At 58.1% G+C, this 21,860-nt stretch carries 16 protein-coding genes and 2 tRNA genes; 11 read left to right on the top strand and 7 right to left on the bottom strand.

Annotated elements, in window-relative coordinates; translation table 11 throughout:
* Window positions 1-191: 191 nt before the first annotated feature.
* Window positions 192-1,070: a hypothetical protein gene (locus ACYSMN_RS18365; RefSeq protein ID WP_488925375.1), complete on the top strand. Its 879-nt coding sequence runs from the start codon at window positions 192-194 to the stop codon at window positions 1,068-1,070.
* Complete coding sequence (locus ACYSMN_RS18360; RefSeq protein ID WP_488925374.1) at window positions 1,067-1,966, top strand: lysophospholipid acyltransferase family protein; 900 nt, start codon at window positions 1,067-1,069, stop codon at window positions 1,964-1,966. Before ACYSMN_RS18365 ends, ACYSMN_RS18360 begins: the two co-directional genes overlap by 4 nt.
* 71 nt (window positions 1,967-2,037) lie before the next feature.
* Here ACYSMN_RS18360 and ACYSMN_RS18355 read toward each other — a convergent pair whose 3' ends face one another.
* Window positions 2,038-2,670 (bottom strand): L-threonylcarbamoyladenylate synthase, encoded by a 633-nt coding sequence (locus ACYSMN_RS18355; RefSeq protein ID WP_488925373.1) that lies wholly within the window; start codon window positions 2,668-2,670, stop codon window positions 2,038-2,040.
* Window positions 2,671-2,778: 108 nt separating this feature from the next.
* Between ACYSMN_RS18355 and ACYSMN_RS18350 the strand changes: the two genes are divergently transcribed.
* Window positions 2,779-3,087 carry a hypothetical protein gene (locus ACYSMN_RS18350; RefSeq protein WP_488925372.1) on the top strand — a complete coding sequence of 103 codons (309 nt, stop codon included), beginning with the start codon at window positions 2,779-2,781 and terminating at the stop codon, window positions 3,085-3,087.
* Between the two features lie 258 nt (window positions 3,088-3,345).
* On the opposite strand, the gene ACYSMN_RS18345 is transcribed toward ACYSMN_RS18350, so the two are convergent.
* Entirely contained in the window at window positions 3,346-5,292 is a 1,947-nt protein-coding gene (locus tag ACYSMN_RS18345; protein WP_488925371.1) for a T9SS type A sorting domain-containing protein, read from the bottom strand.
* A gap of 263 nt (window positions 5,293-5,555) precedes the next feature.
* Between ACYSMN_RS18345 and mltG the strand changes: the two genes are divergently transcribed.
* The 6 genes from mltG (at window position 5,556) to ACYSMN_RS18315 (ending at window position 10,334) form a co-directional block, all read left to right on the top strand.
* Complete coding sequence (gene mltG / locus ACYSMN_RS18340) at window positions 5,556-6,629, top strand: endolytic transglycosylase MltG (protein ID WP_488925370.1); 1,074 nt, start codon at window positions 5,556-5,558, stop codon at window positions 6,627-6,629.
* Window positions 6,630-6,735: 106 nt separating this feature from the next.
* Window positions 6,736-7,224 carry an acyl-CoA thioesterase gene (locus ACYSMN_RS18335; protein ID WP_488925369.1) on the top strand — a complete coding sequence of 163 codons (489 nt, stop codon included), beginning with the start codon at window positions 6,736-6,738 and terminating at the stop codon, window positions 7,222-7,224.
* Window positions 7,225-7,583: 359 nt separating this feature from the next.
* On the top strand, window positions 7,584-8,396 hold the full coding sequence (locus ACYSMN_RS18330; RefSeq protein WP_488925368.1) for a YihY/virulence factor BrkB family protein: 813 nt from the start codon (window positions 7,584-7,586) through the stop codon (window positions 8,394-8,396).
* 133 nt (window positions 8,397-8,529) lie between these two features.
* Window positions 8,530-8,616: transfer RNA gene (locus tag ACYSMN_RS18325), tRNA-Ser, on the top strand.
* A 69-nt stretch (window positions 8,617-8,685) separates the two neighbouring features.
* Window positions 8,686-8,770 (top strand) — tRNA-Ser (locus ACYSMN_RS18320).
* 295 nt (window positions 8,771-9,065) lie between these two features.
* The gene (locus ACYSMN_RS18315) at window positions 9,066-10,334 is read left to right on the top strand and encodes a zinc dependent phospholipase C family protein (RefSeq protein WP_488925367.1); all 1,269 of its coding nucleotides are present in this window, start codon (window positions 9,066-9,068) and stop codon (window positions 10,332-10,334) included.
* A gap of 86 nt (window positions 10,335-10,420) precedes the next feature.
* Here ACYSMN_RS18315 and ACYSMN_RS18310 read toward each other — a convergent pair whose 3' ends face one another.
* The 4 genes from ACYSMN_RS18310 to ACYSMN_RS18295 all read right to left on the bottom strand — a co-directional run bounded on the left by ACYSMN_RS18310 (window position 10,421) and on the right by ACYSMN_RS18295 (window position 16,711).
* Window positions 10,421-10,603 carry a hypothetical protein gene (locus ACYSMN_RS18310; protein ID WP_488925366.1) on the bottom strand — a complete coding sequence of 61 codons (183 nt, stop codon included), beginning with the start codon at window positions 10,601-10,603 and terminating at the stop codon, window positions 10,421-10,423.
* A 232-nt stretch (window positions 10,604-10,835) separates the two neighbouring features.
* A complete protein-coding gene (locus ACYSMN_RS18305; RefSeq protein ID WP_488925365.1) occupies window positions 10,836-12,251 on the bottom strand; it encodes a TolC family protein in 1,416 nt (471 codons plus the stop codon).
* 124 nt (window positions 12,252-12,375) lie between these two features.
* Complete coding sequence (locus ACYSMN_RS18300) at window positions 12,376-15,456, bottom strand: efflux RND transporter permease subunit (protein ID WP_488925364.1); 3,081 nt, start codon at window positions 15,454-15,456, stop codon at window positions 12,376-12,378.
* A 112-nt stretch (window positions 15,457-15,568) separates the two neighbouring features.
* Window positions 15,569-16,711: an efflux RND transporter periplasmic adaptor subunit gene (locus ACYSMN_RS18295; protein ID WP_488925363.1), complete on the bottom strand. Its 1,143-nt coding sequence runs from the start codon at window positions 16,709-16,711 to the stop codon at window positions 15,569-15,571.
* A 293-nt stretch (window positions 16,712-17,004) separates the two neighbouring features.
* Here ACYSMN_RS18295 and ACYSMN_RS18290 point away from each other — a divergent pair, with 293 nt between their 5' ends.
* On the top strand, window positions 17,005-17,367 hold the full coding sequence (locus ACYSMN_RS18290; protein ID WP_488925443.1) for an MGMT family protein: 363 nt from the start codon (window positions 17,005-17,007) through the stop codon (window positions 17,365-17,367).
* A gap of 20 nt (window positions 17,368-17,387) precedes the next feature.
* Here the strand turns inward: ACYSMN_RS18290 and ACYSMN_RS18285 are convergent, their stop codons facing one another.
* The gene (locus ACYSMN_RS18285) at window positions 17,388-18,773 is read right to left on the bottom strand and encodes a hypothetical protein (RefSeq protein ID WP_488925362.1); all 1,386 of its coding nucleotides are present in this window, start codon (window positions 18,771-18,773) and stop codon (window positions 17,388-17,390) included.
* A gap of 180 nt (window positions 18,774-18,953) precedes the next feature.
* On the opposite strand from ACYSMN_RS18285, the gene ACYSMN_RS18280 reads away from it, so the two are divergent.
* On the top strand, window positions 18,954-21,758 hold the full coding sequence (locus tag ACYSMN_RS18280) for a TonB-dependent receptor (RefSeq protein ID WP_488925361.1): 2,805 nt from the start codon (window positions 18,954-18,956) through the stop codon (window positions 21,756-21,758).
* Window positions 21,759-21,860 lie beyond the last annotated feature (102 nt).

Genomic DNA, 21,860 nt, shown 5'->3' with positions numbered 1-21,860 from the left:
CGCGGCGGGCAAGATAAAAACTAGCGCCACACTAGCCTACCTTGGCGTGCTACATTCCCGAAACAGGATCGGTCTGGCTCAAAATAGGTCCAACTCAACAGCGCTATTTAGGTATCATGGAGCACGGAAAGACGCTGCACTCATAGTGCCGTGCTTTCGGCTGTTTTACCTTTGTCCGTCAAACTGACACTATGCGCGTACTTTTTCTGCTTTTGCTTCTGCTTCTGCCGCCGCTAACTCCAGCGGCCAAAGCTGCTTTGCCCATGCTCCAGCTCGATGCGGCGCGCTTTCGCAATGAAGATGTGGCCATCAAAGGTAGCGTGGTGGAACTGTACGCCACCGTGTCGGGGAAATCGTTGCGGTATATGCGCCGGGCGCCCAAGATGTACCAGGCGGCGGCCGTGCTTACGCTGGAAGTCATTCAGCCCAACGGGCAGGCGGTGTACCAGGAAACTATTACGCTCAAGCCGCCCGTGCTCAGCGACACTACGGCCGTTATCAAAAACCCGCTCAGCTTCCAGAAGCGCCTCGTGCTGCCCGACGGTGAGTATACCCTACGCGGCCTCGTGCGCGACCAGTACCACACGGGCCAACAAAGTCTCGTGGAGCAGCCACTCATCCTGGCTTCGGTAGGCGTCAAGGCTGCGTTGAGCGACATAGTGCTGCTTGCCAAACCAGCGGCACGCGGCGCCGAAGCCAGCAACTTCAGCCGCGGCGGCTACAGCCTGACTCGCGCCCCGGGTGGCCTTTACGCCCGCGGCGCCGACCGGCTTTGGCTGTATGCTGAGCTATATAATCTCGCTCCCGACCAAAGCCTGATAGTACGCTACCGCCTGCGGCCAGCCAAAGCCAAAACCGATGCCGTGACTGGTTCCGGCACAGTGCGGGGACAAGCCGGCCGGCCCGCGCCGGTGCTTGGCGAGCTGGACTTGAGCAAGCTACCCGCCGGTGATTACACGTTGACGGTGGAAGTGCGCGACCCCAAAAACCAACTTCTGACTACGCAAACGGCCGCGGTGCGTCGGGCTCCCGATGAATACGCTCCGGCCGGGGCGGGTCCTGCCCGATGAATTACTACACGCCTAAACCGTACGCCTGGTATTTCCGGCCGTTGGGCTGGCTGCTACGGGCCGTGGCCCGGCTGCCGCTAGCCGTGTTGTACGGGTTGGCGGAAGTCATTTACTTTTTACTGGCGTACGTGCTGCGGTATCGGCAGCGCGTGGTGCTGGAAAATTTGCGCAATTCCTTCCCAGAGAAATCCGAGACTGAAGTCCGAAGCATTCAGCGGCGGTTCTACCGACATTTCGCGCAAGTGATAGTGGAAATTCTCAAGCTTCTCGCCATGCAGCCGGCGGAATTGAAGCAACGGGCCCGGTTCCGTAACCCGGAGGTGCTGGAGCGGCTGTTCGAGAAAAACCGTACCGTGCTCACGCTTGGCTCACATATGGGCAACTGGGAGTGGATTTTGTCGTCGGCGGAGCTGTATTTGCCGGGGCGGGCTAATGGAGTGTACAAGCCGCTTCAGAATCCCTTTTTCGAGGACTTCATGCACCAGTTACGCACCGGCACCGGGGCCGGGCTGGTGCCCATGCTCTCCACCTTGCGCGACATGGTACGGCACCGCCGTACAGGCCGCACACTGGCCTTGCTCACCGACCAAGCCGCCGGCCCGGAAGACCACCCTTACTGGACCACCTTTCTGCACCAAGACACGCCCTTCTACACCGGCGCCGACCGCCTGGCCCGGCAGTTTCAGTGTCCCGTCGTGTACGTGGGCATTCGGCGCGTGCGGCGCGGCTACTACGATATCACCCTCACCGAACTGCACGACGGCGACACGCCGCTGCCCGCCAACGAGCATTCCCTCACCGAAGCCTTTGCCCGCCAACTGGAGCGCGACATTCAAGCTGCCCCACCCGAATATCTATGGTCGCACAGAAGGTGGAAACATAAGAGGAATGGTTAAATGGTTGGTCGTTCTAAATGCACGCATCAGAACGACCAACCATTTAACCATTAAGCCATGCAGCCATTTAATTACAAATACTGCTCGATGTCGCCAGCGCCTTGACGGACTAGCTCGAAGTCGTCGTTGGTGCAGTCGATGATGGTGCTGGGGATGTTGCCGCCGAAACCGCCGTCGATTACAATGTCAACCATGGCGCGGTACTTCTCATAGATGAGGTCCGGGTCGGTGACGTATTCTTCGAGCGTGTTTTCATCTTCCCGCACCGAGGTGCTGACGATGGGGTTGCCGAGTTCCTTCACCAATTGAATGATGATTTGATTGTCGGGGACGCGGATGCCCACGGTTTTGCGCTGGCGGCCGCCCTGACGCGGAGCTTTGGAGCTGGCTTCGAAGATGAAAGTAAACGGCCCCGGCAAGGCGCGTTTGATGACTTTGTAGGTGGGCGTGGTGATGCCGTGGGCGTAGTCGGAAATGTGCGAGAGGTCGGAGCAGATAAAGCTCAGGTTGGCCTTCTCGGGGTTCAGCCCTTTGATGCGGCAAAGCTTTTCCACCGCCTTCGCGTTGTGAATGTCGCAGCCGATGCCATACACCGTGTCGGTGGGGTAAATGATGATGCCCCCTTTGCGCAACACCTCCACGACTTGCTGAATACGGTTTTGGGGCGGGTTGTCGGGGTGAATGCGAATCAGCGTGGCGGCCATGTCAAAACAAGGGGTTAGGTGAAAAACGGGGAGAGCGTACTAGAATGTTGAAAGAGCGGGGCAAGGTAGCCCTTGCGCCAGACAACTGCCATAGTCTTCGTGGTTTTTGTGCCAGAGGTTGCCTCCGACAAAGTTTCCGAGCACTCCGGCGAAGACCTCAATGCTCCCAACACGATTTCCGAGCACTCCGGCGAAGGTCCCAATGCTCCCAACACGATTTCTGGGTGCTCCGGCGAAGACCCCAGGGCTTCCAACACGATTTCTGGGTGCTCCGACAAAGGCGCCGGAGCTTCCGACGGCGTTTCCGGGCGCTCCGACAGGCTTCCCGAGGCTCCGACACGACTTCCGGGCCGTCCGACGGAGCTGGCGCCGGTTCGGTTTCATCTTGTTAACCCAAGCTACGCCGTAGCCGCGTAGCGGCGTAAGGTTTGTAGCCTCCGGCCGGTCCGGAGGTAGCGCCGCGTAGCGGTGCCAGAGGCACCCGCCCATCTGGCACCGCTACGCGGCGCGGGGGCGTTGTAGGCTTGGCGTTCTACAAACCTTCCGCCGCTACGCGGCTACGTCGCCACTCAGGTTTTTTGAGACCCTGCATTCGGAACGGACCGGCGAATTCAGACCATAAAAAAGGCCCCGGCGCAATGCCGGAGCCTTTTCAGTAAGAGAGCAGACTTGCTTCTACTGCTTCACGAAGCGGCGAGTCGCGCTGCCTTCCTTGGTGGTGAGGCGCACGGCGTATACGCCGGCCTTCAGCGAAGCCACGTTCAGGGTGGAAACCTCCGAAGCAGCCACCGAGCGGCTGACCACCTGGCCCAGTGCGTTCAGGATTTCCACCTGCGCACCGCGGCCAGCCCCGTCTACCCGCAGCGTGAGCTGGTTGGTAGCCGGGTTAGGATACAGCGCCACTGCCTTGGCGAAAGCCGGCTCTGCGGCGCTCTGCACAAACGCCAAATCGGCGTAGCGTCGCGGAATGATCTGGTAGCCTTCGGTGTAGGGCGTCATGTTGTCGAACTGCCCGCCGATGCCCGTGAGCCGGAAAGACGTGGTGGGAGCGGGCTTGCCGGCGAAGTCAGAATTAGCCGGGATGCGCACCTGGTAAGTAATGCCACCGGCCGTCACCACGTCTACGTTGTAAGCGGTAGCGGCGCCGGTCCACTGGCTAGGCGTTACGAGCGTTACGGGCGTGGCCGTAGTAATCAGCTCCGACTCCTCGTTTTCGGTGAGAGCGGCGGTTACGGCGCGCGGCAAATAGGTGCGGCGGGCGCGGCCCAGGGCCGTAATGTCGGTGAGCGTGATTTGCGTCAGGCCATTAAACTGGCCGAGCGTGCCGGTTACCAACACGGAGTCGCCTTCCAGCAGCGTAGTGGTGCCAATGGCAGCCGACGAGAACAGGCCGATGCCGCCCGTGTTGTCGATGAGCGTGAACTGATTGCCAGCCGTGCGCTGGTTTACGCCGTACACCGTGCCGCGCGCCGAAACCACCTGCGTGTTCTGGGTTGGTACGCCGGCCGCGTCGTTCACGGTCAGAGCCGCAACCGTGGAAACCGTGGGGCCGGTGGGCGTGTCGTTGTCGGTAATGGTGATGGTATAGTTACCAGTGGCGATGGTAGCCGCGCTGGCGGGCAGCACGTTTTGCAAGCCCAGAATAATCGTCTCGCTGGCTTCCGCTACGGCATCATCCACGATGGCCAGATTCACGTTTTGGGCGGCCGTAGTATTGGCCGGGAACGTAACGGTTTGGGTGGTGTAGGTGTAGTCGGCGGGGGCGGTGGCGGTACCGGCCGGCGTGGCCAGCACCACGTCAACGGTAATGGCCTGGGTGCTCGCCGCGCTCAGGCGCACCGGAATCTGGATAGTGCCCGCGTTTTCGTTGACCGTAGCCGAAGCCGCGCCAAACGACACGGCGGGCGTCGTGGGGGCCGTGGCCGTCGAGAGCGTGAAATTGTCGAGGGCCAGCAAGGCGTCGGAGCCCGTGTTGTCGGTGTCTTTCCAGCGAATCCATATCGTGGTGTTGCTGGGCCAGTTCAGCGTGAGCGAGGCCGTGATGGCCGCTGAGTTGGCTGCGTCGTTGCCATTCAGCGGGCCCGCCATAGTAGTGGCAGTGGCTAGCTCCTGAATATCGAGGGCGGAAACCGCCGTCCAGGTGCCGCTGCTGAGGCTGGTGGCATCGAGGCTGTATTCAAAAACCAGGCTTTCGTTGATGGTGGCACTGGAGCTGGACCGCCACTGCTCAGCGCGGCCCGCTAGAGTCAGCTGCGTGACGGCAGCACCGGTCTGGTTGAGAAACGCCGCGCCAAAAGCTGGTGCCGTAGAGGCTGACGCCAAGCTGCCAAGCGCCCGGTCGTTGTCGGTGGCGTCACCGGCATTGTAGACTGCGCCCGAAGTGCTGCTGCTGGTTAGTACCGTGGGGGGAAGCGGGGCGTTGGCGGCACCGGTTCCGGCCAGTCGGATGCCTGCCCAGCCGTCGGGATAGGTAGTGCCGGTCGGCGTGAGAACATCGAAGTTCTGGGTATAAGCGGCGCCCGTGAAGTTGACCGGCGTCTGAGCATGAGCCGCCGTGCCGAAAAGGCCGAGGGTTGCTACCAGCGCCAATCGGTGCCAGCGGGAAATGTACGAGTGTTGCATGCGTGAGAAGAAAGAAGGGAAATAAAGTGACGATGCAAATAGCCGCGGAAAGCTGACAAGCTCTCTGCTTCGGGAGCGGCAAAAGAGGCGGCTGCTACGGCCAGCCGACTTTCCGCCTCCCAAGCCAAGGGCTAATACTCCACCATCCAGCCACTGCCGGATTCCGCGTACTTTTGGTTTGTAAAGCTACTTCAAACGTCTCCGCCCGCCAATTTGCTTGCCACAACTTTAACGTTGCGGTAACCTTGCCTCTCTGCTCCCCGATGACCAAACCCCGCATCGACTACAAAGCCAAAGCCCTCAAGCGCCGCAACCGTTTCGCCTACATCACCGGCATCTTTGGCTTGCTGCTGATTACGTTCTCCTACTATTTCTACCAGGTTTTCTTCACGGCCAACGTCGAGACCAAAGGCCGCCCCACCTACGTGCTGGTGCGCCGGGGCCAGTCGGCGAAGGCCGTGCTAGACTCCGTGGAAGCTACCGGTGCCATCGTCGACAAGCTCAGCCTGCGTTTCGTGGCCAAGCTCATGAAGTACGAGAAGCTGGTGAAGCCCGGCCGCTACGAGTTGAAAGATGGCTACACCAACCGCCAGCTCATCAACGACTTGCGCACTGGCCGCCAGTCGCCGCTCAAGCTCACGTTCCAGAACATCCGCCTGCGCGCCGACCTGGCCCGCAAGCTCAACACCGCCATCGACGCCCGCCCCGGCCAGTTCGACAGTCTGCTCAGCAGCCCCAGTTACACCAAGTCCCTGGGCTTCGACACGACGAGCATCCTGAGCATGTTCATCCCGAATACCTACGAGCTGTACTGGAACTCCTCGGCCGACAATCTCATGCAGCGCATGAAGAAAGAGTACGAGAAGTTCTGGACCCCCGCCCGCGACGCCAAACGCAAGGAGCTGGGCCTGAGCCGCGCCGAAGTGAGCACGCTGGCCAGCATCGTGGAAGCCGAGCAGCAGCAGCACCCCGACGAGCGGCCCCGCGTGGCGGGCGTGTACCTCAACCGCCTCAAGCGCAACATGAAGCTCCAGGCCGACCCCACGGTGGTGTACGCCAACCGCGACTTCACCATCAAGCGCGTGCTGAACGTGCACCTCACCAAAGACTCGCCCTACAACACCTATAAGTACGGCGGCCTGCCGCCCGGCCCCATCAAGCTGCCCAGCATTGCCAGCATCGACGCCGTGCTCAACCCCGAAAGCCACGACTACCTCTACTTCTGCGCCAAGGAAGACTTCAGCGGCTACCACGCCTTCGCCCGCAACGAGCAGGAACACCTAGTAAATGCCCGCCGCTACCAAGCCGCCCTGAGTAGGGCGGGAATTATGAAATAGGTTTTGATGTGCTGATGTGCTGATGGGTTGATTGAGGACGACATCAGCACATCAGCACATCAACCAATCAGCACATCAAACAATCAGCACATCAGCACATCAACCCATGTATCAATCCGACACCCACATCCGTGTGCGGTATGCTGAAACCGACCAGATGGGCTACGTGTACCACGGCAACTACGCGGCATATTTCGAAGTGTGCCGCACCGAGGCGTTCCGGCAGCTCGGCATCAGCTACAAAGACCTCGAAGCCGAAGGCGTAGGTATGCCGGTGGGAGAAATTCGCACCCGTTTCCGCCGCCCCGCCCGCTACGACGACCTGCTGACGGTGCGCCTGCTCCTGAAGCAGCCCGCCGAAGGCTCGCGGGTGCTCTTCGAATACGAAATCTACAACGAGGCGCAGGAACTGCTCACCGAGGGCCATACGTTGATGGTGTTCGTAAGCATGAGCACCGGCCGCCCGGTGCCCGTGCCGCAACACATTCAGCAAAAGCTGGCCGGGTATTTCTCCGAGGACGAAACGGCCGGTCCGCTCACGCCCCCCAAGCCACCCACCAACGCTCCCGCCCCCGCGGCATTTTTAAAGAAATGATTTTCTGTCATTGCGAGCCGGAGGCGAAGCAATCCTTCCTTCACCATGCTATACTCGTCCCTTAGCTCTAAATCTTTTTAGTATAGTATAGTCCAGGGCGCTTCGAGCATAGGAAAGCTCAAAGCAAAGAGAGGAAAGATTGCTTCGCCTCCGGCTCGCAATGACAAAACAATACTCCTATGCATCTTCCTGTTCGTCGTTACCATTTGCCTGATGTGCGTCGCCGGCGTGGTTACCGGCGGTTTATCGTGTGGCTGAAGCGCCTGCGGTTTGCGGGCGGGCGGGCCTCCGTGTACGACGTGATGGACCGGCTCATGCAGGAAATCAAGCTCGATGGCATTGCCAAGCGCGCTTCTTACATGGCGTTCAACTTCACTATCGCGCTTTTTCCCACCATTATTTTCCTGTTCACGCTCATTCCCTACATCCCGATTCCAAACCTGAACGTGGACATCCTACAATTCCTCGCCGACCTTATTCCGCGGGAGATGTACGTGGCTATTTCCGGCACCATCGAGGATATCGTGAACATTCCGCACGGAGGCCTGCTGTCGTTTGGTTTTGCCACAGCGCTGGTGCTCAGCTCCAACGGCATCATGGCCCTGCTCGACGCTTTCGAGAAAAAGTACCCCTCGTTCAAGAAGCGCACCTACGTCCGTAAGCGCGTCATTGCCACGCTACTCACGGTGGTGCTGTCGTCGGTGCTGCTGGTGTCGGTGGCGGGCATCTTCTTCGGAACCTACATCATTGACGCGCTGGTGTATCTGGAAATTGTGCCCGAAACGTTTACCTCTGAGCTGATTACTATTATAAAGTACGGTTCCGTGGTGGGCCTCTTCCTGCTCACCACCTGCCTCGTGTACTACTACGTGCCGCCCGTGCACGACAAGTGGCCCTTCCTTTCGGCCGGCGCTATAGTCGCGACGCTGCTCATTTTCCTGGTGTCGTTCCTGTTCATCCTGTACGTCAAGATTTTCGACTCTTATAATCACTTCTACGGCTCCATCGGCACGCTCGTCGGCTTCATGGTGTGGTTGGATTTCGTGTGCATGACCCTGATTCTAGGCTTCGAAATCAACGTGAGCATTGATGCCGTAACGGGCCGCCTGCGCAACGGAGCGCCCGGGTTGCGGCTGCTGGCCCGCCTGCGCCACCGGGAAGCTCAGGTTTAGCGCTTGATAATCAGCTAAGGACAGCCTCAACTTCCGGAAAAGAACGCGCCTGTCGGAAAAATATGTCGGCAAAACTTGTAGCAAGGGCGGGGCGCTGCTACTTTTGTCGTCCCAAACCACTCGGTTGGGACCTAGAGAGGTGGCAGAGTGGTCGAATGCGACGGATTCGAAATCCGTTATACCCGCAAGGGTATCGGGGGTTCGAATCCCCCCCTCTCTGCGGAATACTTTTTCAGAATTGCTGGAAAACCTTTTTGCTTCAGAAACCGCATAACGCATTCACACATCCAGAGGAGTGGCAGAGTGGTCGATTGCGGCGGTCTTGAAAACCGTTGAGGGTTAAACCTCCGGGGGTTCGAATCCCTCCTCCTCTGCGACATGAGGTTTCTGATAGCTTGAAAAGCCCCGCCGAACCGGCGGGGCTTTTTGTTTTTCTGAATTGTGGCGTAGCTAGGTAGTGCTGGTAATCGTTCAGCCAATCGGCCAGTAGTAACTGTACATGCTAGTTGCATACTTTGAAAACAGACGCTTGTCTCACTTCTCGTGTCCTACTGTCACAGGTCTTACTACTTGAAAGCTGAGCTGTACAACTTCTTGCTTACTGTCGCGTAGATGCAACGCTTTGCGGCTTCAGGTGCTTTGCCTGCCTGCCGCGGGGCGTTGCCTCTTATGTGGAAATGGCTATTCTGGAGTCTGGTGCTGTGGGCACTAGTTCCGTCGTCTGCGGCTGGCTACTCCGTGCTTTCGCACCAAGCCAACATCGACTCTTCCTGGACGCGCTGTCTGCTACCATTGCTGCAAAAACGCTACCCCGGCGCCACTGAAGCAGAACTCATCGAAGCCAAAAGCTACGCCTACGGCGGCTCCATCATCCAAGACATGGGTTTCTATCCGTTTGGCTCGGAGATGTTCACCAACCTGACCCACTACGTGCGCAGCGGCGATTTCGTGCGCAATTTGCTTGACGAGGCCCACAACCGGAATGAATACGCCTTCGCGCTGGGTGCGCTGGCTCACTACGCGGCCGATGTTATCGGGCATTCTGAAGGTACGAATAAGGCCATGCCCTCCGTGTATCCGGAATTGCAGCAGAAGTTCGGCAACAATATCACCTACGAAGAGGCGCCCATTCAGCACACCCAGCTGGAGTTTGCCTTCGATGTGGTGCAGCTGGCCGCTGGCCGTTACCGCACCGCCGATTACCAGCGAGCCGTGGGCTTTCAAGTGAGCAAGCCCGTGCTGGAGCGCGCCTTCCACAAGACTTATGGCTTGGAGCTTGGGCAAGTTATTTTCAACGTGGACCTTGCAATTGGCTCGTATCGGTTTGCAGTGCGTCAGCTCATTCCCATTGCCAGCCGGGCGGCTTGGCAGTCGCAGAAGAAAGAAATACGCCGCCTGAGCCCCCGGGCGCGCCGCCGCGATTACGTGTATCGGCAGAGCAAGAAACAATACCGCAAACTCTACGGCACCAGCTACCAGCAGCCTGGTACTGGGGCGCGCATTCTATCGTACTTCGTGCGAGTGCTGCCCAAAATTGGGCCACTGAAACCATTTGCTTTCAAGCTGCCTACCCCCGAGGCGCAGGACCTATTCAAGAGCAGCTTCCGGGAAGTAATGCTGGAATATCGCCGCCGGGTAGAAGCCGAGCCCATCGATACTACCACAGCCTCAACGCAGCAGTTGCCCAACACCGATTTCGACACCGGCCAGCCCACCAAAGTAGGTGAGTACGCGCTGACTGATGAAACCTACGGTGAATGGCTGCGCACACTCGCCGACAACAAGTTTGATGGCCTGACGGCACCCGTGCGCCGTAATATTCTCACTTTCTTCGGTGCCGCGCCCAAGTCGCCGGTAGATGCCGAGGAGAAGGAAAACAAGACCCGAGCTAAGACGATGGAAGCATTAGCTCAGTTGCAGGCGTTGAAAGTGAAGTAGCATGGTGCCCGACAGCAGCCCGCCGTAAAACAAGAAGGGGAAAGCAGCTTCGCTGCCTTCCCCTTTTGCTGCCTCTAACTTCCCGGCTAGTAAGATCGGTAAGACCGGTAGGGCCGGTAGTTGGGGCGGTGCAATAGGTGTGTTTTGTGTTTTTGAGCCCGAAGCAAGGGCAGCCGCAGGAACGGCTTAGCATTGGCATCGGGGGCAGAAAGGGCGCTGCCCGCCACGACGACGAGCAGTAAGAGCAAACGGTAAATAGCGGTGAGCATGTTGCAATAGGTCTGCGGGGAGCGGGCTTCCTGCCGGGCTACCACCGTGGTGTTTCAGCGAGGAAGTGAACAAACCTACGCACGATAACGGCTGCATTGCCGGGCTTTTCGCCGAGCCAAAGGGGCCATACCGCCAACTACGCATTCTACCCGACGAAGCAAATAAGCCCTAGTTATCCGCTTGGCTCCTTAACGCAGCTATGCTTCTAATAGCCTGCATCAATGCAGTGAGTTAGCTGCCTTCCTGCACCAGCCCGCTGCTAAGGCGGCGCAACACAATTTCAGCTTGCTTAGCCTGGTAACGGATGTCGAGCAGGCGGACTTCGGCATCGAGCTGGGTGCGTTGGGCTTCGCGCAGAGCCAAGGGCGCAAGCAATCCTAATCGGTAACGCTCCAGCGCAATGGCCACGTTTTCGCGGGCCAGCAGAATATTAGCTTCTTCCAGTTCCAGCAGCTGCAAGCGGTTCTGGTACTGCGCGTACGCCTGCTCGGCCTCGGCTTCCAGCTGGAGCTGCGTTTGGCTGAGCTGCAATTGGCTTTGCTCTTCCGCAATGCGGGCATTTTGTTCCAGCCGGGTTCGGTTGAATCCGTCGAAAATGGGAATAGACGCTACCACACCATAGTTGAGGCCGTAGGTGCGGCCAGTGTTGGTGACGAGTTGAGTACCGAAAAAGGCCGCGCCGTTAATGTTACGGTTGTAGCCGTAGCCACTGGTGAGCCCAATCTGCGGGAAGCGAGAGGCGCGCGCCAGCTTCCGGTCGTAGGTGGCTACTTCCGTGTTGATGCGGGCTTGCAGCAGGCGCGGGTTGTTTTGCTGCACAGCCTGGGCCACGCCTTCGCGGCTCAGATTGGTAGCCACCACAATAGAATCTACAGGTCGGAAGTCGAGGCGGGGCGAGCGGCCTAGTAGGTTGTTAAGGTTGATTTTGGCGGTTTGCAGCGCTTCCTGCTGCTGAATAAGCACCGAACGGTCGGCGTTGAAATCGACGCGGGCCGTAAGAACTTCCACTTTGGCGCTGGCGCCCACGTCTACGCGGGCCTGCGTCAGGTCAATGCGCGCCTGCCCAATTTTCAGGGCTTCTTCAATGGAATTGATTTTGCCCGACTCGCGCACGACCACGTAATAGGCATCCGTGATATTGGCTACTGTTTCCTCCATCGTGGCGCGGGTGAGCTGCCGCTGGCTTTGGTCGAGGGCCTTCAGCCGGTCGTAGGCGATGAACATGCCCAGGCCATCGAAAATCGTCCAGGTGGCTGCCACGTTCGCGTTGAGGAGGTTCGACTGCGCCCCGTTGGCAATGCTAGCTTCCGGCCTAGCCGACGATTCCTGCCGCACGTTGTTGCGGTTGAAAGTGCGGGTAAAGTTGCCGTTCACCACGGGTAGCTGGCCAGCGTTGCCGCGCGTCACGTTGTTTTCCGCAATCTCCTCATCCTTGCGTGATAATCGAATGTTGTAATTATTCTCCAAGCCCATCCGGATTGCCTCGGCCAACGTCAACGGAGCAGCATCGGCCACCGTTTCCGGCTTGGCCGTCTGTGGTTTGGACTGTGGCTTCTGCGCTGGCTGTTTCGAGGGTTGCGCCGGTTGCTGAGCCAAACTCAGCAGCGGCAGCAGTAAGAAAGTGGAGATAAGGAACGAACGAAGCATTGCAAGTGAAAGCGTGGCGCACGCGCCCGATAGTGATGGTGCATGCCCGTACTACGGGGCTAGTAAGTGGTTCCGGCGCCGAGGCTACTCTCGCAAGTAGCTTCGGCGGACGCGCAACGCGTCTCTAGGCCGTCACCTTTTTGTCTGAAACTTTCTGGCTGTGTTTTTTGGCGGTGGCGAAGTACGAGTACATCACGGGCACTACGTAAAGCGTGAGGCCCGTGGCAAAAAACAAGCCGCCCACTACCCCAATACCCATAGCGCGCCGGCTTAGTGCCCCGGCGCCCGTAGCAATGGCAATGGGCAGAATGCCTAGAATGGCGCACAGCGAGGTCATCAGGATGGGCCGGAAACGAGCCGTGGCGCCTTCAATAAGACCGGTCATATAATCGACACCTTGCTCTACGCGCTGGTTGGCAAACTCCACGATAAGGATGCCGTTTTTCGTGACCAAACCCACCAGCATGATGATGCCAATCTGCGAAAACAAGTTGAGCGTCTGGTTGAAGTACCATAGACTCAGCAGCGCCCCGCTCAAGGCCAGCGGCACCGTCACCATGATGATAACTGGGTCGCGGAAGCTTTCAAACTGCGCCGCCAGCACCAGGTAAATCAGCACCAGCGCCAGCCCGAAGGCGAAAAGGAGCGAGGAGGAGCTTTCTTCAAAGTCGCGCGAGGCCCCCGATAATTCCGTGGAGAAGGTCTCGTCCAACTGCTTGTCGGCAATGGCCCGCATGGCCGCGATACCGTCGCCGAGGGTTTTGCCGGGCGCCAGCGAGGCCGAGAAAGTGGCCGAGTTGTAGCGGTTGAAGCGGTAGAGCTGCGGCGGCGTGCTGCTTTCGGTGAGGCGAATCACGTTGTCGAGCTGCACGAGCTGGCCGTCGGCGCTTTTCACGGAGAGCAAGCGCACATCCAACGGTTGGTTACGGTCTTCGCGCGCCACTTGCCCAATAATCTGGTACTGCTTGCCTTCCCGAATGAAATAGCCGTAGCGCTGTCCGCTCAACCCCGATTGTAGCGTCTGGCTGATGCTTTGCACCGAGATACCAAGGCTCTGGGCCTTTTCCCGGTCGATGTTCACGCGCAACTCGGGTTTGTTGAACTTCAGATTGACATCCACGAACTGGAACGTGGGATCTTGGCGGGCCGCTTCCAGAAACTTCGGCACGGCCGTGCGCAGCTTATCAAAATCCTGTGTCTGCACCACAAACTGCACCGGCAAGCCGCCACCTCCGCCAGAGCCAATGCTTTGGTCCTGGGAAACCGAAGTCCGGGCCGCCGAAAGCCGCTTGACACCCGCACTCAGCTTAGAGGCAATTTTGTCCTGCGTGAGCGGGCGCCTATCAGCGTTGAGCAATAGCACTCGGGCCGTACCGGAGTTGGTGCCGCCGCCGAAGCTAGGCGAAGTCACGGCAAATACGCTGCTCAGGTTCTTTTCGCCCGCCGAGTCCATCGCCATCCGAGTGAGCTGGTTCATGTAGGCATCCATGAACTCGAAAGAAGCGCCTTCGGGGCCGGTGGCATTCACATTGACGCGGCTCCGGTCTTCTACTGGCGCTAGTTCCGAGGGAATGGTTTTCATGAAAAACCAAATGCCAACGCCCGTACCAGCCACTACCAACCACGCCAGCCAACGGTTGCGCAGGAAGGTTTGCAAACTGTCTTGGTAGCCGCCAATCAGCTTCTCGAAAAACGGCTCCGTCTTGCGGTAAAACCAGTTATGCTTTTCCTCACGCTTCAGCAGCACCGAGCACATCATGGGCGTGAGCGTGAGCGAAACGAAAGCCGAAATCAACACCGAACCCGCCACCACAATGCCGAATTCGCGGAACAGGCGGCCCGTAATACCAGTCAGGAACACCACCGGCAGAAACACTGCCGCCAGCACCACCGTCGTGCTCACTACAGCCAGCAGAATTTCCTCGGAGCCCTTGATGGCCGCCGTCTTAGGGTCTTCGCCTTCCTCGATGCGCGAGTAAATATTCTCCAGCACCACAATGGCATCGTCCACCACGAGCCCGATGGCTAGCACGATGGCCAGCAGCGTGAGCACGTTGATGGAGAAATTGAGCAGGTACATCACGAAGAAAATACCCACCAACGATACTGGAATGGCTACCACCGGAATGAGCGTGGAGCGCCAGTCGCGCAGGAACAGGAAGATGATAATCACCACCAGCACGAAGGCTTCGATGATGGTGTGCTCCACTTCGTTGATGGACTGGCGGATGAACACTGAGTTGTCGAAACCTGGCTTTAGTACGAGGTCCTTGGGCAGGTCTTTGCCGTAGAGCGCAATGCGTTTATTGAACTCGTCGGCAATGTCGATTTGGTTGGACCCCGGCTGCGGAATTACGGCGAGGCCCACCATCGGCACGCCATTTACTTTGAAGATGGTCTGGTCGTTTTCGGGGTACAGCTCCGCGTAACCAATGTCGGAAAGCCGCACCAAGGACGAGGCATCCTTGCGAATGATGAGATTGTTGAAATCCTCGACGCTACTCAGGCGGCCCATCGTGCGCAACGTGAGCTGGGTGTTCTGACCCTGCACGGCGCCGCTGGGTAGCTCCACGTTTTCGCGGGTCAGGGCGGCCTGCACATCCACGGGGCTTACGCCCAGCGCCGACAGTTTCACGGGGTCCAGCCAGAGGCGCATCGAATATTTCCGCTCGCCATACACCCGAATTTCCGACACGCCCGGAATGGTTTGCAGGCGCTCTTTGAGGGTGTTGTTGGCGTAGTCGGTCAGCTCCAGTAGGTTGCGCTTGGAGCTGCTCAAGTAGGTCATCACAATCGGCTGGGAGTCGGCGTTGGCCTTGCTCACTACCGGCGGGTCGATGTCACGCGGCAAGCGGCCCTGCGCCCCCGATACTTTGTCGCGCACGTCGTTGGCGGCGGTTTCCAGGTCGGCGTCGAGGTCGAATTCCACCGTAATCTGGGTGCGGCCGTCGCGGGAGTTGGAGGTCAAGTTCTTGATGCCAGCGATGCCGTTGAGGGCTTCCTCCAACGGCTCTGTCACCTGGCCCTGCATCACGTCGGCTGAAGCCCCGGTGTAGGTTGCCGACACGGTAATGATGGGCGGATCCACGCTCGGGTATTCCCGAACGCTGAGGTACCGAAACCCGATCACGCCAAAAATCACGATGACGAGACTCATCACGATGGCGAGAACGGGGCGGTTTATGCTGGTGCTGGAAAGGCTCATACGTTTGCTTCTCGCGGTGTTTCGCAGTGGTAAAACGCAGTGTTTCGCAGTGCTCAGTCGTCAGCGCACTGCGAAACACCGCGCTAACACCCGCGAAACACTGCGAGAAATTCTACTTGGTCACGCGCACCGCATCTCCGGGTTTCACCTGAAGAATGCCGGTACGAATCACGCTATCACCCACGGCCAAGCCGTCGGTTATTTGGATTACTTGTTCCGAGCGAATACCGATTTTAACCTTCTTCGGCACCATCTTGCCGCCCTTTACCGTGTACACGCTGTAGCCGCTGGCTTCGGGAATTACCGCCTCCGTGGGCACCTGCAAAGCATCCGTCGATTCACCGAGCCGCAGATTCACCTTCACGAAGGCCCCGGGGCGCAACTCGTCTCTGGTATTGGCATAGCGGGCGCGTACGGGCAGCGTGCGGCTCGCGGGGTCAATCTGCGGATCTATGGCGTAGACTTTGGCATCGAATTTCTTGTTGGTCGCCTCATCGGTTACGCTCACCACATCGCCAATGCGCACATTGCTCGCAAAACGGCCCGGCACGGCAAAGTCAATTTTAACGGGCCGCACGCGGGAGAGGGTCGTGATTTCGGCGCCGGGGCTTACGTAGGTGCCCACCGTGGCGGTAGTCAACCCTAGCACGCCATCGAAAGGAGCCCGCACGTATGCTTTACTCAAGGTAGCCCGCAACGCCTGCAAGTCCGACCGGGCCGTGAGCAGCTGGTTGTTGGCCTGCTCATATTCTTGGGCGCTGATGTATTCTTTGTCCAGCAAGGTGCGCTGCCGCCGTTCCTGGTCACGGTAGAGCTTGATGTTGTATTCCTGCTTGCGAATGGCCGCCTGCGCCTCATCGGCATTGATGCTGAACAGGAGTTGGCCCTTGCGCACCGGCTGGCCTTCGCGAATGTTGAGACTGGTAATTTTGCCCGACAGTTCGCTCTTAATTACCACCGACTCATCGGCCTGGACGGAGCCCGTGGCAGCTACTTCGTCGGAGAGATTGGTGGCTTGTACCACGTATACTTGCACGGGCAACTTCTGGCCGCCTTTGCCGCCCCCGGCTCCGCCCAGACCACCCGCGCCGCCGCGGCCACCGCCCTTGCCTTCGGCATTGGGGGAGGGGAAATACTTTATCTTGACGAAAACCAGCCCCGCTACTAAAGCCAGCGCCACGAGTATCCACAAGAGGCGGTGGCTTTTGCCGGCAGGAGCTTGGGCTACTTCTACTTCTTGTTCCTTGGTTTGCATACTAGGGGAGAGTTCCGGCTGATCTTTCTCCGTCCATCCAGACGGGAAACCCATAAGTAACGGTTCACAACGCGAACCGGCCGGTTAGAGTTTGCTCTAAAATGAAAGTGACTGGGTGGGCACGGCGGTAAGACACCGAAAAAGCCCCCGGGTTGCAAAACAGAACAGTAACTAGCCTCGACAACTAAAGAAGCCACGACGTAAACAGGATACTTTCTCGGTATTTGCGCTGCCGTAAAAATTCTACTCCAAACTTCCAGATTACGGAGTTATTTCGCCGCCTGACTACGCCTATGAGCCTGCCCCGCAACCCCACCGAAGCGTCCCGTAATTTCTTTGAGGAAGTGCATGAAGTAGTACGCCTCGTACCGCCTGGCCGCGTCACCACCTACGGCGCCATCGCGCATTATCTCGGCGCCAAGCACGGCGCCCGTATGGTCGGCTACGCGCTCATCGCCGCCGCGCCCGCGCTGGGCCTGGAGCGGGTACCAGCCCAGCGCGTCGTTAACCGCAACGGCTTACTGACCGGCCGCCATCATTTCTCCACGCCCACCGCCATGCAGGAAGCCCTCGAAGCCGAAGGCGTACGTGTGCAAGACGACCAAGTCGTGGACTTCAAGAAACTGTTCTGGGACCCGGCCGTGGAATTGGAGTAGTGCCTAAATAGTGTAAGCGACTATTTTTTAGAACCGACTGTACAGCCCTGCACGGCCGTCGCTCCAATATCTACTGAGACCAAGCGTAGCGTAGGAGCGGTCTGAGTGGCGGTACTCAAGCGGCAATCTAGGTAGTTGGTAGCGTGCGCATCGGGACGGAATTGGAAACAGGTTTCGCGTTCCGTCTGGCCGCACACGCTAATGTCAGCCTGCGAAACGGCCGGTACAGCCAGGGAAATATACTGGCCCGTTTGTAGAGAACCCACTACTTGGCCGTTTAGCCGTACCTGCACTGCCTTATCCGGCACAGCATCCGGCCGGCGATACACTATCACAGTTGCTCCAGTAGCCGGAGTGTCGGTCCAGGTAGTTACGGGTGCATCTTCGCTAGCAAATCCTGTGTCGAGCGACACCCGCATCGTGGCTGCTAGTAGCTGGGGCGACTGGCGGGTAAATGCGCCAACCGGAGTGACGACAACAGCAACGCTCTGCCGCCGTGGGTCGACGTATACGGGCGCTTGGTACTCGTACCCGCCCTCTTTGTAGCTCAGAGGGTAGAAGGTGGTGCCGTGGCGGATGTAGGCTTGAGTACCGTCGGAAAATCCCCATACTTGTTCTTCGGCAAGCCATTTTCCGGCAGCGTTACGCAGCTTCACATCCACCCATCGAATGGGAGATCCCGCAAGCCCCATGACCTTTGTATTTCCTACTATGCATTGGATATCGGGCTGTGGCGTATTCTGCCGAAAATCAGCTACAGTGCGGTAGGCGCCCGCTCGCAAAACGGTTGCATTCTGGATAGGATAAGGCTGGACGGGAGATAAGGCTAACACTTGTTCCCAAGTCAGAGAAGAGCTGGCACCGATTTGTGCAGGAGTCCAGGTTTTCAAGGAAGCCAGACCATGCAGTAACACCTGGCTAATCATGCGGGGGTGTTGGCTGGTGACATCCAGGGCGTGTGAACTGGCTAGCTCCGTTGCGTGGTGAGCTAAGTAGTAGCCGTCGGCGCTACGGTAATAGAAGTCCGCAACCAATTCGGCCAAAGAGTATTCCTTATAGCTCTCGTTGATATGCTCGGTAATGTTGAGCCGACGCACCACCAATATCAGCGGATGAGCTTCGGCGGGGCGAATAACCTGCCTGAAGAAGGAGGTCAGCTCCTGTTCCAAACCCTGCCGAAAACGAGCTAGCTTAGGCTTATTCTCAAGTCCGTTGTTGAGCCACCCAAGACTGTTTTTGTTGGCGCGGGCGTCGACAACTTGCGCAACATAAACCGGGTGTGGGCCGGCACCTTGCGCGAGTTCAGTAGGAAGAGCTATGTAGTGGTAGAGTTGGGCTTGCGCGAAGCTGGTACGCAGCAACCACAGCAAGGCTGCTAAAAAGCCGCCTCGGTAGAGAAGTATCACCGAAAATGAGGGTAGAAAAGCGAAATAAAAGGTCGGTAAGAATCCGAGCAGCAGGTGCTCAGTCGAGCCAAATATAAGAGCTGTCTATTTCTTTACCTAAACTGCTCTATATCTCTTTCTAGCTCCTCTTCAATCGCTTATCTTTGCTTGGCGCAAACTCCGCACCTCTTGTTTTACCGTATGAAACAACGCTTACTCACTACTTTTTTCCTGGCCTGCTTCACCCTGCTTACGGCGGCGGCGCAAGGCACTTTTTCCATCCGCGGCCGGGTGCTCGATAAGCTGACCGGCGAGAGTCTGCCCGGTGCTACCGTGCAGGTGAGCGGCAACGGCGTAAATACGGGTGGCGGCACGGAAGCTAATGGTTCTTATGCCATATCCGGCCTAAAACCGGGTAGCTACGTGGTGCGAGCTTCTTTCATCGGCTATAAATCCGGCGAGCAGAAGGTCACAATTAGCTCCCAAAACGCGGTGGCTACGTTCTCGCTCAACGCCGACAACGCGACGCTCAACGAGGTGCAGGTAGTAGGCTCGCTCGGCATTGCGGTGGAACGCTCCACGCCCGTAGCCTTCTCGGCCGTGAACGAGGTGAAACTGCGCGAAACACTCTCCAACCGCGACTTACCGCTCATTCTCAATGAAACACCCGGTGTGTACGCCACGCAAGGCGGCGGCGGCACCGGCGACTCCCGCATCAACATCCGCGGCTTCGACCAGCGCAACGTGGCCGTAATGGTGAACGGAGTGCCCGTGAATGACATGGAAAACGGCAATGTGTTCTGGTCGAACTGGGACCTGGGAGATGTCACGAAGTCGTTGCAGGTACAGCGCGGGTTGTCGGCGTCCAAGATTGCCGTGCCTTCGGTGGGGGGCACCATCAACGTGCTCACGCGCGGCTTCGATGACAAGCGCAGCGCGCTGGCTCGCCTCGAAACCGGCTCCAACAACTACCGTAAAGCCTCGCTTATGCTCAGCAGCGGCACGCTAAAGGGCGACTGGGCTTTCACGTTTTACGGCTCGCGGCGCACTTCCGATGGGTGGGTGGATCAGGCTTTTGATGATGCTTGGACGTACTTCGGCAACATCAGCAAACGTATGGGCAAGCATCGGCTGTCGCTCACGGGCCTGGGCTCGCCGCAAAGCCACGGCACACGTTCGTTTCAGTCGAATGTGGGTGTGTATTCCGAATCGAAAGCTCGGGAACTAGGTGCCAAACCGGTAAAGGATGGCAATAAAGGCTTTCAGTACAATCCCTACTGGGGCACTCTCCGACGCTACGACCGGGACCCCACGACCTTTACGGCAAGCAATTTTGGCAACGAAGAGGTGCTCAACGAGCGCAGCAACTTTTACCACAAGCCCCAGATCAACCTCAACGATTACTGGCAGGTGAATGACCGACTCTTTGTTTCCACGGTGGTGTACGCTTCGTTTGGCAACGGTGGGGGTGTGAGCGGCCTGACCAGCGGCAACTCCAGTACCATCAGCCAGAATTCAACTACCGGTCAAACCGACTTCCAAGGCATTTTCAACCGCAACATCCGCAACCACGACATTGTATCCGTTACGCGTAACCCGGCTACTGGGCGCAGAGACACAGTGTTTGGCCCAGAGCGCCAGGCCACGCAGTTCCTGGTCAACAACGTCAACAGCCACCGCTGGTATGGTTTCGTGACGGGCGCCGACTATAGCCTCGGCGACAAACTCACGCTGTCGGCTGGTGTAGATGGCCGCAGCTATTATGGCCTGCACTATCGCCAGATTCGTGATTTGCTTGGGGGTACGTATGCCAAGCCTATCGGCGATAGAAATGCGGATCCTACCACTCTGTTGAGAGAAGGAGATAAGCTTAGCTACAACTACGATGGCAAAACCCAGTGGTTAGGTGGCTACGGCCAGCTTGAGTACAAGACGCCGGTGCTATCGGCCGTAGTCAGTGGTACCGTTTCCCGCATCAACTACAAGCGCATCGACTACTTCCAAGCCAAAGTAGTGAACGTGGACGGGGAAGACCGCAGCATCGGTTTCGGGCAGACCTACACCGGCTCCGATGGCCAAGTATACACCGCCGACGATGCGCGCACCGTGGAAACCGACTGGGCCCGCTTCACCGGATACAGCGTGAAGGCCGGCGCCAACTACAATCTCACGGAGCACGACAACTTATTTGTCAACGCGGGCTATAACAGCCGAGTGCCGTTCTTCAACCAGGTATATACTACGCAGGGATTGCGCTATCCCAACGTCAAGACCGAAGGCATTACGAGCTTGGAAATGGGCTACAGTATCAACTACCCGAGCATGAAAGCCACCCTGAACGCCTACTACACCCTGTGGGCCAATAAGGCAACTAACTCGGTGAGCACTAGCACGGGAGAAGCCATTTATAGCTCCGTCCGCAACATCGATGCCCGCCACATGGGCATCGAACTGAGCGTGGCGCAAGAAATCAGCCGCCGCTTGCAGCTCAACGCCGCCATTGCCCTCGGCGACTGGCGCTGGGTGGGCCAAGGTTTACTCAACCAGACCGATGAAGCTGGCATTCAGGTTCCCGGCACTCAGCTCGACCAGCCGGTGTACCTCGATGGCACGCACGTTGGGGACGCCGCGCAGAACCAGTTTCAGTTGGGCCTGCGCTACGAGCCGTTCCGCGGTGCCTATATCCGCCCTTCCTTCTTGCTGTTCACTAAATATTATGCTGCCTTCAATCCGGAGAGCATCGTTAATCCAGCTACCCGCACTGACTCCTACCGTCTGCCCACTAGCCGCAACCTCGATCTGCACTTTGGCTATGATATAAAGCCTTTACTGCAAGACAAGGTGCGTCTGGGCTTCAAAGCCTCGGTGCTCAACGTACTGAACGAGTATTATTTCACCGATGTCTCGAACCGCAACAACTCCAACGTAATAGATCCTAACCTTATCCAAGCCTTCTTCAACCGGGGCCGGACCTTCACCGTGGGCCTGTCAGCCACAATATTGTAGGTTCTCAGGTTTACTGCTGGCTTTCGCGCCGGAGCAAACCCACGTTCAAGAAAAAACGCCGGCTTCTCACAAGAAGTTGGCGTTTTTGTTGGGCCCAAAACA

The sequence above is a fragment of the Hymenobacter sp. M1-2 genome (genome assembly GCF_057808495.1).
Note: the sequence above shows the minus strand (reverse complement) of the source record. Positions and strands in the feature narration are given on the sequence as shown.

Bases quoted from the DNA above. Each gene is read 5' to 3' on its own strand.
- mltG (WP_488925370.1), top strand. From the start codon at position 5,556: ATGACCAAACCCCGCATCGACTACAAAGCCAAAGCCCTCAAGCGCCGC.
- ACYSMN_RS18365 (WP_488925375.1), top strand. From the start codon at position 192: ATGCGCGTACTTTTTCTGCTTTTGCTTCTGCTTCTGCCGCCGCTAACT.
- ACYSMN_RS18360 (WP_488925374.1), top strand. From the start codon at position 1,067: ATGAATTACTACACGCCTAAACCGTACGCCTGGTATTTCCGGCCGTTG.
- ACYSMN_RS18315 (WP_488925367.1), top strand. From the start codon at position 9,066: ATGTGGAAATGGCTATTCTGGAGTCTGGTGCTGTGGGCACTAGTTCCG.
- ACYSMN_RS18295 (WP_488925363.1), bottom strand. From the start codon at position 16,711: ATGCAAACCAAGGAACAAGAAGTAGAAGTAGCCCAAGCTCCTGCCGGC.
- ACYSMN_RS18345 (WP_488925371.1), bottom strand. From the start codon at position 5,292: ATGCAACACTCGTACATTTCCCGCTGGCACCGATTGGCGCTGGTAGCA.
- ACYSMN_RS18335 (WP_488925369.1), top strand. From the start codon at position 6,736: ATGTATCAATCCGACACCCACATCCGTGTGCGGTATGCTGAAACCGAC.
- ACYSMN_RS18355 (WP_488925373.1), bottom strand. From the start codon at position 2,670: ATGGCCGCCACGCTGATTCGCATTCACCCCGACAACCCGCCCCAAAAC.
- ACYSMN_RS18310 (WP_488925366.1), bottom strand. From the start codon at position 10,603: ATGCTCACCGCTATTTACCGTTTGCTCTTACTGCTCGTCGTCGTGGCG.
- ACYSMN_RS18300 (WP_488925364.1), bottom strand. From the start codon at position 15,456: ATGAGCCTTTCCAGCACCAGCATAAACCGCCCCGTTCTCGCCATCGTG.
- ACYSMN_RS18280 (WP_488925361.1), top strand. From the start codon at position 18,954: ATGAAACAACGCTTACTCACTACTTTTTTCCTGGCCTGCTTCACCCTG.
- ACYSMN_RS18290 (WP_488925443.1), top strand. From the start codon at position 17,005: ATGAGCCTGCCCCGCAACCCCACCGAAGCGTCCCGTAATTTCTTTGAG.
- ACYSMN_RS18330 (WP_488925368.1), top strand. From the start codon at position 7,584: ATGGCGTTCAACTTCACTATCGCGCTTTTTCCCACCATTATTTTCCTG.
- ACYSMN_RS18305 (WP_488925365.1), bottom strand. From the start codon at position 12,251: ATGCTTCGTTCGTTCCTTATCTCCACTTTCTTACTGCTGCCGCTGCTG.